The sequence below is a fragment of the Streptomyces sp. NPDC058231 genome, assembly GCF_042882275.1.
GTDB lineage: Bacteria > Actinomycetota > Actinomycetes > Streptomycetales > Streptomycetaceae > Streptomyces.
The window spans coordinates 38,180-51,368 of record NZ_JBHVWN010000021.1 but is presented as its reverse complement, the minus strand read 5'-3'; the positions used below and the strand labels follow the sequence as shown (position 1 = coordinate 51,368).

Annotated in this window: 7 protein-coding genes; 3 read left to right on the top strand and 4 right to left on the bottom strand. The window is 72.1% G+C overall.

Features of this window, described 5'->3' with window-relative positions:
• Window positions 1-6 precede the first annotated feature (6 nt).
• The 3 genes from ACFVXE_RS17000 to ACFVXE_RS16990 form a co-directional block, all read right to left on the bottom strand.
• Entirely contained in the window at window positions 7-1,248 is a 1,242-nt protein-coding gene (locus ACFVXE_RS17000) for a hypothetical protein (protein WP_389671921.1), read from the bottom strand.
• 235 nt (window positions 1,249-1,483) lie between these two features.
• The gene (locus ACFVXE_RS16995; protein WP_389671957.1) at window positions 1,484-5,017 is read right to left on the bottom strand and encodes a CDP-glycerol glycerophosphotransferase family protein; all 3,534 of its coding nucleotides are present in this window, start codon (window positions 5,015-5,017) and stop codon (window positions 1,484-1,486) included.
• 73 nt (window positions 5,018-5,090) lie between these two features.
• Window positions 5,091-7,118: a CDP-glycerol glycerophosphotransferase family protein gene (locus ACFVXE_RS16990; protein WP_389671920.1), complete on the bottom strand. Its 2,028-nt coding sequence runs from the start codon at window positions 7,116-7,118 to the stop codon at window positions 5,091-5,093.
• A gap of 102 nt (window positions 7,119-7,220) precedes the next feature.
• Here ACFVXE_RS16990 and ACFVXE_RS16985 point away from each other — a divergent pair, with 102 nt between their 5' ends.
• Window positions 7,221-10,697 (top strand): CDP-glycerol glycerophosphotransferase family protein, encoded by a 3,477-nt coding sequence (locus ACFVXE_RS16985; RefSeq protein WP_389671919.1) that lies wholly within the window; start codon window positions 7,221-7,223, stop codon window positions 10,695-10,697.
• Here the strand turns inward: ACFVXE_RS16985 and ACFVXE_RS16980 are convergent.
• Window positions 10,684-11,292 carry a TetR/AcrR family transcriptional regulator gene (locus ACFVXE_RS16980; RefSeq protein ID WP_389671918.1) on the bottom strand — a complete coding sequence of 203 codons (609 nt, stop codon included), beginning with the start codon at window positions 11,290-11,292 and terminating at the stop codon, window positions 10,684-10,686. The genes ACFVXE_RS16985 and ACFVXE_RS16980 overlap by 14 nt on opposite strands.
• Window positions 11,293-11,466: 174 nt before the next feature.
• On the opposite strand from ACFVXE_RS16980, the gene ACFVXE_RS16975 reads away from it, so the two are divergent.
• Together ACFVXE_RS16975 and ACFVXE_RS16970 are read left to right on the top strand one after the other, a co-directional pair.
• Window positions 11,467-12,384, top strand: a complete 918-nt coding sequence (locus ACFVXE_RS16975; RefSeq protein ID WP_389671917.1) for an ABC transporter permease — start codon at window positions 11,467-11,469, stop codon at window positions 12,382-12,384.
• Between the two features lie 4 nt (window positions 12,385-12,388).
• A complete protein-coding gene (locus tag ACFVXE_RS16970; protein WP_389671956.1) occupies window positions 12,389-13,189 on the top strand; it encodes an ABC transporter ATP-binding protein in 801 nt (266 codons plus the stop codon).

Genomic DNA, 13,189 nt, shown 5'->3' with positions numbered 1-13,189 from the left:
GTGCGGTCAGTTGGCAGCGGAACCGGACGGTTGCGAGGTGCGGGGCGCGGTGACCGACACCTGTTCGGCGAGGGGTGCCGGTGACGAGCCCGACGGAGCGGCGAGAATCCTGCGGACGCCGGTGCCCAGGCCGATCGCGAGGACGAACCAGCCGGCGGCGCCGAGCAGCAGCACCGTCTCGCTCCAGTGCACGGCGGAGCGTCCCTGGTAGCCGAGGACGACGGTCCAGCCGAGCAGGCAGTTGTAGGCGAGGCCCTGCCAGAACCCGACGACGAACATCGCGGCCGCCGCCCAGGTCAGGTACTGAAGGCCGGAGGCGGTGGAGAGAAGGAGCAGCAGGCCCATGGTCACCGCGACGGCCCCGGGCAGCTGCGAGGGCCGCGCCCGGGCCAGCCAGACGCCGGCGGCCACGCAGATCAGTACGAAGAGGTAGTGGCCCTCGCCGCGGACGAAGGCGATCAGCGGATCGGGCAGCCCGAGCACGTCCGCGAACCGGACGATCCCCCAGAGGCGGTAGTTGCCGCCCGCGTACTCCAGGACGTTCTTCGTGAGGTTCTCCGGCACGGTCGCCAGGACCGGCCCCCAGACGAGGGCGACGAGGGCGGTGAACCCCGCGGTGAAGCGGACGAAGACCGGACGCCCGCCGCGCAGCGCTACGGCGAACAGTGCCGGAACCGCCACGACCGGGATGAACTTCACGCTGATCGACAGTGCGGCGGTCACCCCGGCGGCCAGCGGCGCCTTCCGGTCGACGAGCAGGTACGCGGCGGCGAGGGCGAAGGTGATGGCCACCGCGTCGGTGTTGCCGTGGTACCCGGACGTGGCGATCAGTACGGGGCTGAAGGCCACACCGACCCCGCAGGCGACGGCCGTACGGAGGGAGCGGCGCCGCCGGACGATCTCGAACACGAGAAGTGCGCAGAAGAAGTCCGCGATCGAGGCGGGTGACCGGATCAGCGTCCCGAACGGAATTCCGATTGCGGCAAGTTCATGCAGCCCGAGAAGCATCCATCCGGCCAGCGGCGGATGGTTGTAGACGGGTAGCCCCGGCAACGGCTGCTCATAAATTCGAATAGGACCGTAAACGGCGATGTTCTTTGCGAAGCCTTGAAAAAAGCGCACATCGGCGGGGCCTTGCGTGTTGGCCGCGATCAGCATTCTGACAAGCAGTCCGACGGCCGCGGCGGCGAGTACGCCGACTCTCGCCCGCCGCACTCTCCCGATGTCGCACCACAGTGGGTTACCCATGAAAACAGAACGTAGCAACCAGAAGTGGGTCATCTCGCCGATCAACATACTTAAGCGGGCAGATGAATCGATTCCCTGCCCAACTGCACGTACAACGGACGGCGCACATCACTCGAACGGTTCACACCGTTCGCATTCCACGCGCCGATTCCCGCCCACCGCCGCTCGGACACCGGGTCCGGTGCCGGTCCCGCGGCGGTGCGGGAGCCGGCACCTGCGAACGGCGCCGCGCGGGCTAGAGCATCCGGTCCGCCACCCGCCGAGCCGCATGACCGTCGTCCAGATCGCAGAAGTCCCGGCGGAACGCCTCGTACGCCTGAGCGTGTCCCGCGGTGGCCAGGACCGGATCACGCAGCGCCTCGACGAGGTCGGAGGATTCGGGGATCAGGGGGCCGGGGGCGCGGTTCTCGAAGTCGAAACAGAAACCACGCAGGGTGTCGCGGTAATGGGCGAGGTCGTACGTATGGAACAGCATCGGCCGGCCGGTCTGCGCGAAGTCGAACATCAGCGAGGAGTAGTCGGTGACCAGCGCGTCGCTGATCAGCATGAGCTCACCGACGTCCCCGTAGCGCGAGACGTCCCGTACGAAGCCGCTGCCGCTGTCCGGGAGCCGGTCGGTCACCAGGTAGTGACGGCGCACCAGCAGCACGGTGTCCGACCCGAGTTCACGCTCGGCGGCGGCCAGGTCGAGCTGCAGGTCGAGGGCGTACCTGCCGCCTCCCTGCGGCCGGTCCTCGCGCCAGGTCGGCGCGTAGAGCACGACCCGCTTGCCCTCGGGGATCCCGAGCCGCTCCCGTACCGCGGCGGCGACCTTGACCCGGTCGGATGCGCGGAAGAGGTCGTTACGGGGATAACCGCACTCCAGCATCTCGCCGCGGTAGCCGAAGGAGCGCCGCAGGACGGGGGTGGAGAAGCTGTTCGGGGAGACCAGGACGCTCCACTGGCTCGCGCGGCGCTCGATGGTGGCGATGTAGCCGGTGTTGGCCTGGGCGGTGCCCGCCAGGTCGAGACCGATCCGTTTGAGGGGGGTGCCGTGCCAGGTCTGGACGACGGTCTGGCCCTCGCGCCGCTCGAACCATTCCGGCAGCTGGGTGTTGGTGACGATGTGGCGGCTGCGGGCGAGCGCCTCGTGCCAGGCGGCGGAGCCGTGGACGACGGCGGTGGCGCCGGCCGGGATCCGGGCCTGCTGGTCACGGACCACCCACAGGTGCTCGAACTCGACGCTGCGGGAAACGAGTTCCTCGTAGATCGCGCGCGGTGAGTCGGAGTACTGCCGGCCGTCGAAACTGCTGTAGAGGACGGTGGGGCGCAGCGGCACGGTGCGCTGCTGCCCGTACGCCTCGCGCAGCAGCCGCTTCCCGCGGGCGCCGCGCTCGGCCGCGGTGAGCATCGGCGCGCAGTTGACGAGCAGCTGATCGTGGTGGCGCCGCTCGACGGTGTACCTGCGGCCCGCGAGCGTGCGGGCGGTGGGCAGGGTGTGGTGGGCGGCGGCCGGGATGCGCAGCGCCATGTCCTGGACGTCGTCGGTGGCGCCTTTCTCGCGGAGGAAGAAGTACCAGTGGCCCTCCCCCAGCGGCAGCGCCCCGCCGGGTGCCTCCACGGCGTCCGGCCGCAGCACGGCCCGGAACCGCCGCGCTTCGGCGGGTCCGGCGAGGGCCACCGGGAACACGGCCTCCTCGCGGTGTCCGCTGTGCCGGGCGACCAGCTCGACGGGGCACCCTGGCTCGTCGGGAAAGGTGCCCTCCAGGAGCAGCAGCCCGTCCTCGGTCCAGCTCGCCAGCTCCGCGGCGGGCTGCACGGTCCGGTCGCTGATCAGCAGATTGCCTCGGGCGCTCGCGGTGAGGGCCAGCTCCCGCCTGCCGTCGCCGGAGGCGACCGGGTAGCGGCCCGGCCGGACGGGTCCGGGCACGTCGACCGGTGTCCTGCGGCCTTCCGGCCCGACCAGATGGAGGCTGTACGCGACGGTGTCCGCGGCCGGGTCCGGGCGGGCGTCGGCGACCGCGCCGAGCGGGATCTCGGCGGTGAAGCGCCGCCAGCCCGCCGCCGCCGGCGCGCCGCCCTCGTGCACCGTTGCCGGGCAGTCGAAGGAGGTGCCGGAGGGCCGGTGGGTGAGGCCGATCCGCAGCGGTCCCCGGCCGAGGCGGTCACGGATCATGCCGTCGATCACCACGGTGCGCGCCCCGTCGGCCGTCTCGCCCGCCCGGTGCGTCTCGAACCGGGCGTCGATCCGCTCGGCGTGCAGCACCAGCCTGCCGTTCTCGAAGGCGGGCACGATCCGGTGGTCACCGTCCGGCCGGTGCACGGGCGGCGCCGCGGCGGCCTCATCGGTGGAGACGCCGGAGCGGCGCAGCATCCCGTGCCCGGCGATGCCGACCTCGAGGCGCCAGGTGAGCCGCTCCACGGAACCCTCGGGGCGGATCCGGAGCCTGCCCGGGTCGACGACCGTCTCGAATCCCGACCGGTCGTAGTCGTGCAGGCTCTGCCGGGAGCGGGCGGTGGCCTCCGGTTCGTCGACCGTGCGCAGCCGCAGCGGCACCACATGCCGCCGGCCGGCCCGCAGCCAGCCGGCCCGGAATTCGCTGTGCCGTGCGGTGGCCGGCAGGTTACGGATGTACGCGTAGCCCTTGAGGTGCAGCTTGCCGCCCTGCCAGCGTGCCTCGCGCAGCCGGGCGGTGAGGGGCAGGTCCCGGTCGCCGATCCGCAGCACGGAGCGCGGCACGGGACGGCTGAGGGCCGGGTACGAGGCGCTGCGGCGCCGGACGCCCCGCACGGTGAAGACACCCGGTTCGGCCTTGTCGTGGGCGAGCAGCGCCAGCAGTTCGTCGATCCGCCGTTGGCGGACCAGGTGCCACATCAGGCGCAGCCGCAGCGGCAGCGCGTCGAGCACGGCCGGGTCGACCTGGTCGGTGAACTCGTTGGCGTACGTGAGGAAGGCGCGGCGGTACCGGTCGTCGCCGTCGGGCAGCGCCTCCATGAAGTACCAGAGGTCGTTGGCCAGGACATGCGCCTCGTAGTGGCGTTTCTCGGCGGCGCTGCGGTGCTCGTCCAGGAAGGTGGAGACGCCCAGCACGTGCGAGGCCCGGTCCTGGATGCCGCGGACGACGGCGCGGCGGGTGGTGATCGAGCCGGCGCGGTCGCGCCAGTGGTAGACGGGGTCCTTGACGACGTCGACGGAGCGGGCCAGGAAGTGCGCCGGGAGCACGACGGGGATGTCCTCGTAGAGGGCGCCGACCGGGAAGGCGAAGGCGTGCTCGTCCCAGAAGGACCGGCGGAAGACCTTGTTGCAGGCGATCCGGTCGGCGGCCAGGTCCCAGTCGCGGGAGATGTGGGTGCGTAGCCGGGTGGTCGCCATGGGCTTGCGGAAGTTCGGCGACTGCTGGAGCTTGCCGGAGGCGCGCAGCCGGAGCACGTTGCCGGACGCGAGGTCGGAGCCCGTCTCGTCGAGGGCGCCGACGAGGAGTTCGTAGGCGCGGGGCGGGAGGACGTCGTCGCTGTCGACGAACGCGACGAAGCTGCTGCCCGGGTCGCAGTTGCGGACACCGGTGTTGCGGGCGTGCCCGAGACCGCCGTTCTTCTGAGCGACCAGCCGGAAGCGGCTGTCCTGCGCGGCGAACGAGCCGGCCAGGGCGGCGCTGCCGTCGGTGGACCCGTCGTCGACCATCACCACCTCCAGGTCGGTCATGGTCTGCTCAGCGAGGGACTTCAGGCAGTCCGTCAGATAGAGCTCGACGTTGTAGACGGGGACGACGACACTGAGCCGTGGCGGCATGTTGAGCACGTCCGTTCATCGGGGGCCTGGTTGTCCGTATGGCTCAACCGTGTGAACGGCCGGGGGTCACCGGTTACTGCCTCGAACGGGTGACATCGGTGGCCTCACCCAGGAACACGCGTCGCACCACGCGCTCGGCGGCGCGCCCGTCGTCGTACGGGCAGAAGCGCTGCCGGAACGCGGCGCGGAGCCCGGCCGCGTGCTCCGAACGCCACTCCCCCGACCGCAGCACCTCCAGCAGCCCGTCCTCGGTGGTGGCGACCGCGCCCGGGGTGTCTCCGGGGCGGCCGGAGAGCAGGTCGAAGTACGTGCCGCGCGAGGCCCGGTACGCGGCCCAGTCCGGGGCGTAGCTGATGATCGGGCGGTCCAGGCAGGCGTAGTCGAACATCAGCGACGAGTAGTCGGTGATCAGCGCGTCCGAGGCGAGGCAGAGCTCCTCGACGCAGGGGTACCCGGTCACGTCGATCACCCGGGCACCGTCCAGCCCCGCCGAGCGGCCGTAGAAGTAGTGGGCGCGGGCCAGCACGACGTGGCCGGGGCCCAGTTCGCGGGCCAGGCGTTCGAGGTCCAGATGCGGGACGAAGCCCTTGCGGTAGTCGCGATGGGTGGGCGCGTACAGCAGGGCGGTCTGACCGGGGGCGATGGAGAGCCGGTCCCGGAGTTCCGCGGTGCGGGCGGCGGAGGCGGTGAAGAAGATGTCGTTGCGCGGGTAACCGAGGTTCAGGTGCTCGTACGAGGACGGGTAGACCCGGTCCCAGATCTCGGTGGTGTGCGGGTTGGCGGAGAGCGAGAAGTCCCACTGGTCGGCATGGGCGACGATCTTCTCGAAGCTGATGCCGCCGGTGAGGGCGGGATAGCCGCGCTGGTCGAGGCCCATGGTCTTGAGCGGGGTGCCGTGATGCGTCTGGAGGTAGACCTGGCCGGGGCGCTTGGTGAAGCCGCCGGGGAAGCTGGAGTTGTTGATCAGGTACGTGGCGGTGGCCATGGCCCGCCAGTAGGCGCGGGAGCCCTCGATGACGTACGGGGTGCCGGGCTCCATCCGGTCCCGGTGGCGGGAGGAGACGACCCAGACACCCCGGATGTGCGGGACGAGTTCGGCCGCCTTCGCGTGGATGGCGGCCGGATTGCAGGCGACACCACGGTTCCAGTAGGCCCCGTACACCGCGAGACCGGGGTCCAGGGGGCGGTGCAGGTCGGCGCGGTAGGCGGCCCGCATGACACGGGCGCGCAGCGTCTTCTTCCGGCGGCGCAGGGCGGCGGCGGCCCGGGCGCGCCGGTCGCGGGCCGCCTGCCGGGCCCGGTACGCGGCGTAACCGCCGGGGAGTCCGGCGGCGCGGTGGAAGGCGGCACGGTCGGACGGGGCGATCCGCCCGGGGTCGCCGAGCACGGCGCTCAGATGGCGGGCACGGGCCTCCTCGATCCGCGGGTCGCCGCCGGTCTCGGTGCGCAGCCGTTCGTAGGCGTCGATGACCGCGAAGTGGTGGCGGCCCGGGGTGGTGGCGAAGGTCCCGCCGCGGCGGATGCGGTGACGGACACAGACCAGGTCGAGGGTGGCGAGGGTGCCTGCGTCGGCGGCCAGCAGGGCGGCACGGTGGACGGGGAGGACGTCCTCGTACGGGCCGTCGGTGAAGTGGAGGCCGTGCGCGGTCCAGAACTCCCGCCGGAAGAGGCGGTTGCGCGCGGACGGGAGCCCGTCGGCGGGTGCGGTCTCGCCCCACCAGTCGACGTGGTCGTGGCCGAGGAGCAGCACATCGGGTTCACCACGGTCCAGCCGGTCGGCGATCGCCTCCGGCGCGCCCGGTCGCAGCAGGTCGTCGCCGTCGAGGAAGAGCAGGTACGTCCCGCGCGCCCGGGCCGCTCCGGCGTTGCGCGCCGGCCCCGCGCCGCGGTGCTCGGGAAGGCTCAGCACCCGTACGCGTGCGTCGTGTTCGGCGAACTCGGCGGCGATCGCGGCGCTGCCGTCCGTCGAGCCGTCGTCGACCACGATCACTTCGAGTCCGGTGGCGGGCGCATCGAGCACGGACTCCAGGGTCGCCCTGAGATATCCCTGAACGCGGTGGACCGGAACGACGACACTGAGGCGGACCGACGGGAGAAGCATGGCAGCCGAGCGTAATCGCGCACTCACGGTGCGCCGAATCCCGCATTCACCCGTTCGGGTCAGTGCCGGTGACCCGGGGCGCCCGCCCGGGTTGACCCGGGCATGAAGCCTCGCCTCAGTGTCGTCGTCCCCGTCCACAACGTCGAGGAGTATCTGGAGCCATGTCTGCGGTCGGTGGCCGAGCAGTCCGTCGGCGCCGTCGAGGTGGTGCTCGTCGACGACGGTTCGACGGACGGCAGCACGGCGATCGCCGAGGCGTTCGCCGCCCGCGACCGGCGCTTCCGCTACGTCCGCCAGCCCAACGCGGGGCTGAGCGCGGCGCGCAACACGGGCGTACGGCACACCACGCCCGGCGTCCCCTACCTGGCGTTCGCCGACAGCGACGACATCGTCGTCCATGACGGGTACGAACGGATGCTGGACTCACTGGAGTCGACCGGCTCCGACCTGGCGACCGGAAACGTCTGGCGGCTGACCGAGCAGGGCAGGCAGCAGGCCTGGCAGTACCGCTGGCTGACGGAGACCCGCACCCGCACCCACGTCAGCCGCGATCCCCGGCTGCTCGCCGACCGGGTCGCCTGGAACAAGGTGTTCCGGCGCTCCTTCTGGGACCGTCACGGCTTCGCCTTCCCGGAGGGGAAGCTCTACGAGGACACCCCGGTGATGATCCCCGCGCACTTCCTCGCCGGCTCCGTCGATGTGCTGCACGAGCACGTCTACTACTGGCGGGTGCGGGAGGGGTCGATCACCCGGCGGCGCACGGACGTGAAGGGCGTACGGGACCGGATCTCGGCGTGCGAGCGGGTCAGTGCGTTCCTCGGCGACCGGGAGGGGAACCGGGGCGCCCGGCAGCGCTACGACGCGTCCTGTCTGCGCGACGACTTCGTGTACTTCCTGGAGGGGCTGCCGATGGGCGGCCCCGAGTACCGGGAGGCGTTCATGGCGGACGCGGGTGCTTTCCTCGACCGTGCGGGTCCGGCGGCCCTCGACGGTCTTCCGGTGGAGCTGCGGATCAAGTGGCAGCTGGTACGGGAGCGCAGGACGGCCGAGCTGCTCTCGGTGCTCGCCTTCGAACGGGCCAACGGCGCGGGGACGTTCGCGGTCACGGGGGTGCCGGGACGGCGGCGGGCCGCCTTCCCCGGCGTCGCGGACGGCGCACGCCTGGCCAGGACCGATCTCCCGGCGGTGGCGAGGCTGCTGCAGGCGCGGTGGGGCGACGACGGCAGGCTCCGGCTGCGCGGATACGCGTACATCCGGAATCTGTCCGCCGCGGCGCCCCGCCACTCGCTGAAGATGGGGATGGTGCGTGCGACGCACGGCAGGCGGCTGCGGTCCGTGCCGGTGCGGTCCGTCCCCGCACCGGAGGCGACCGTCGACTCCGGCCAACAGCTGCACAGTTACGACCACTCCGGATTCGAGATGGTGCTCGATCCGCGACGGCTGGGGTCCGGCAACTGGCTGATCGGGGTGATGGTCGCCGGGCACGGTGTGGCGCGCAGGGCGGCGGTACGGGCCGTGGAGTCCGCCGCGGTCCAGCCCCTCGTCCACGACCTGGGTGACGGGCGGCGGGCGGTGCTCGACTACCGGGGCGGGCGGCTGCAGTTGACCGTGGCACGGCTGCCCGCCCGGTGCGAGTCCCATCGCACGGGCACGGAGCTGGAGTTGACCGGGCGGCTGTACGGCGGCGTCCGGCCGAGGACACTGGCCCTGGCATGCGAAGGGGCGCCGGAGCCCGAGTACCAGTACCCGTTCGAGTGCCGGGCGGACGAGCGCTTCGCGGTGCGGATCCCGCTCACGGACCTCACCGCGATGGCGGCCGCGCCCCGGCAGCAGCACCGGGCACCGCGCGAGGTCGAGGCGGAGCCCGGCGGCCGGTGGCGGGCACGGCTGGTCCTGGCGGACGGCTCCCGGGTCCCGCTCGGCGCGGCGCCGGACCTGCCGCTTCCGGCGCTCGCCGACGCGGCGGGCGAACTGGTGCTGGACCTGACCGCGCAGCCGGTCGTGGACCGGGCCGGGTGGACGGCGGACGGGGCGCTGCGGGTGGAGGGCACGGCAGGGGCCGGAGCGGGTCCCGCGCAGCTCGTCCTGCGGCACGACGTCCTGCGCGAGACGGTGACCGTCCCGGTGACCTACCCGCAGCCGCCGGGGGGCGGGGGCGAGACGGCCCGTTTCGCCGCGCTCCTCGCCCCGTCGGCCGCGGCGGACCTCCACGAGGGCCGCTGGGACGCGTACCTGGGCGGGCTGCCCGTGCGCGTACTGACCGCGCTCGGCACCCGCCTGCCGCTCCGTCACGAGACCGGACGCACCGACGGCGTACGTGAGTTCATCCTCGACCGGCGCCACGGCGACCGGCTGACCGTGCACGCCGGGCCGGCCCTCGCGCCCGGCGAGCGGGGCGCGTACCGCCAGGCGGCGCTGCGCAGCAGCTACTATCCGGCGCAGCGCGGGCTGCCGCTGCGCGACGCCGTGCTGTACACCGGCGGCGACTCCCCGCGGGCCGTCCACCGCGAACTCGTGCGCCGGGGCGTGGAGTCCGAGCATCTCTGGGTGACCGACGGGCGGCAGGGGCACGTTCCGCCCGCCGCCGTGCCGGTCGTCGAGCACAGTGCCGCCTGGTACGAGGCGCTGGCGCGGGCCCGCCGGATCGTCACCGCCGACCAGCTCCCCGAGTGGTTCGAACGGCGGCCCGGGCAGACGGTCGTGCAGACCTGGCACGGCGCGCCGCTCGGCCGTTTCGGGACCGATCTGACGGATTCCCTCTACGCCGACCACCACGATCTCGCGTCCCTCCCGCACCGCGCGGCCCAGTGGTCCGTGCTGGTCTCCCCCAGCCGCTTCGCAGGCCCCGTTCTGCGCCGCGCGCTCGGCTACGACGGCGAGATCCTGGAGGCCGGTTCACCCGCCAACGATCTGCTCTTCGCCGCCGACCGGGAGAAGACCGCCGAGCGGGTCCGGCGCGGTCTCGCCGTCCCGGCGGACCACCGCGTGGTGCTGTACGCGCCGACGTACCGGGACCAGCTGGCCCACACCGCCGCCGGTTCCGGTCCGCACCGCTACCGGTGGGACGCCGCGCTCGATCCGGCGGCTCTGGCCCGGGCGCTGGACGGCACGCACACCGTGCTGGTGCGCCGGCATCCGCGGGTGACCGGCTCGGTGCCGGACGGCCCGCACGTACGCGACGTCTCCGCGCACCCCGACACCGCGGAGCTGCTGCTGATCGCCGACGTGCTGGTCACCGACTACGCGGGCCTGATGTTCGACTTCGCGCACACCGGCCGCCCGATGCTCTTCCACACGTACGACCTGGAGCACTACCGCGACACGGTGCGCGGCTTCTGCCTCGACTTCGAGACCCGTGCCCCGGGCCCGCTGCTGGTCGGCACGGACGAGATCGCCCGGGCGCTCCGTCACCCAGGCACGCTGGCCGCGTCCGCGCAGCGGCACGCGGATGCGTACGAGAGCTTCCGCCGGGACTTCTGCGACCTGGACGACGGCGGGGCGGCGGCCAGGGTCGCGGACCGGCTGCTGGCACCGGAGGCCGGGCGGAGCGTGGAGCGGCCTGCGGTCAGCTCTTCCTGAGGGCGGAGACCGCCGAGGCGGCCAGGTCGTCCAGGTACCCCTTGGGCAGCTCACCGCGGACCACCGCGAGCCGCCAGTAGAGCGGGCCGACGATCAGGTCGAGCGCGCGGTCGGGGTCGCTGCCCTCGGGCAGCTCGCCCCGGGCGACGGCGTCCCGGACGACGACGGCGGCGATGCCCTGCTGCGGGTCCAGCAGGGCCGCCTTGATCGTCTCGGAGATCTCCGGGTTGCGGGCCGCCTCGACCAGCAGATCCGGGATGACCTGCGAGGCGACGGGGTGGCGCAGCGCGTAGGAGGCCAGCTGGAGTACGGCGCGCACGTCCCCGTACAGCGAGCCGGTGGCCGGGGCCGGCATGCCCTGGACCGCTACGGCGGAGACCAGGTCGAGAACCAGGGCCAGTTTGGACTTCCAGCGACGGTAGACGGCGGTCTTGCCGACGCCCGCACGGCGGGCGATGCCCTCGATCGACATCCGGGCGAAGCCGACCGCTGCCAGTTCGTCGAAGACGGCGCTGCGGATGGCATCGGTGACGTCCTCGCGCAGCACAGCGGCTCCGGCGGGGACACGGCGGCGGGTTCCCGGGTCGGTGGTCATGACGTGAATGATAGTCCGTAACGACGAAACGGTTGCGTCCCGACGCACTGGCGCCCTACTCTCGACGTTGCGACGATACGGTGCCGTCCCGGCGGTCGCGATGCTCCTGCCCTCTCGTCGAAAGCGATCGTGGTGAGCCAGACAACAGCCTCAGCGACCCCGCCGGCCCCAGCGGTGACCGATACGCTCCACGCCCCCGACGCTCTCCACCCGGTGTACGCGCCGGGCGAGCTCGCCGCGCTCGCCGCCCGGCACGGTCTGGCCGTGAGCGGCGCCCGGCCGACGCTGCGGGCGTACATCGGGCAGCTCTGGGGCCGCAGGCACTTCATCACCGCATTCGCCACCGCCAAGCTCACCGCCCAGTACAGCCAGGCGAAGCTCGGCCAGATCTGGCAGATCATGACCCCGCTGCTCAACGCGACGGTCTACTACTTCATCTTCGGCGTCCTGATGAACACGAAGCGGAACGTCGAGGACTTCGTTCCGTTCCTCGTCACGGGCGTGTTCATCTGGACCTTCACCAGCAGCTCGATCACCGCGGGCACCCGCGCCATCAGCGGCAACCTCGGCCTGGTGCGGGCCCTGCACTTCCCGCGCGCCTCGCTGCCGATCGCCCTGGCCCTCCAGCAGCTCCAGCAGCTGCTGTTCTCGCTGGGCGCGCTGGTGGTCATCCTTCTCGCGTTCGGACAGTTCCCCCAGCCGTCCTGGCTGCTGGCGGTCCCCGCGCTGTTCCTGCAGGCCGTGTTCAACACCGGTGTCTCGATGGTGGTGGCGCGGCTGGCCGCGCGGACCCCGGACATCGCGCAACTGACCCCGTTCGTCCTGCGCACCTGGATGTACGCCTCGGGCGTCATGTGGAGCATCGACAAGCTGCTCAAGGGCGACCGGGTCCCGCACCTGGTGAAGGTCGCGCTGGAGTGCCAGCCGGCCGCCGTCTTCATCGACCTGATGCGGTTCGCACTCATCGACAGTTTCTCCGCGTCCCAGCTGCCCCCGCACGTCTGGGCCGTCGCCGCGGGCTGGGCGCTCGTGTGCGGGGCGGGCGGTTTCGTGTACTTCTGGAAGGCAGAGGAGCTGTACGGACGTGGCTGAGCACATGACCGACACCACCGGGAGCACGACTGCCGGGGACGAGCGTGTCCCGACCGTCGTCGTGGACGACGTCCACATCACGTACAAGGTCAACGGCGCCCGCACCGGCAAGGGCAGCGCCACCTCGGCCCTCAGCCGGATCGCCTCGCGCCGGCAGACGCCGGGGGTGCGCGAGGTGCACGCCGTGAAGGGCGTCAGCTTCGCCGCCTACAAGGGCGAGGCGATCGGCCTGATCGGCTCGAACGGATCGGGGAAGTCCACGCTGCTGAAGGCGATCGCGGGCCTGCTGCCGCCGTCCAGGGGCCAGGTGCACACCCAGGGCCAGCCGTCGCTGCTCGGCGTGAACGCGGCGCTGATGAGCGACCTGACCGGCGAGCGGAACGTCATCCTCGGCGGCCTGGCGATGGGCATGAGCCGCGACGAGATCCGCGAACGCTACGAGCAGATCGTCAGCTTCTCCGGCATCAACGAGAAGGGCGACTTCATCACCCTCCCGATGCGCACGTACTCCTCGGGCATGGGCGCCCGGCTGCGCTTCTCCATCGCCGCCGCCAAGAGCCACGACGTCCTGCTGATCGACGAGGCGCTCTCCACCGGTGACGCCAAGTTCCAGCGGCGCAGCAAGGAGCGGATCATGGAGCTGCGCAAGGAGGCGGGCACGGTCTTCCTGGTGAGCCACAGCAACAAGTCGATCACCGAGACCTGCGACCGGGCGATCTGGCTGGAGGCGGGGACGCTGCGGATGGACGGCCCGGCGAAGCAGGTCGTCGCCGCGTACGAGAAGTTCACCACCGCCAAGAAGTAG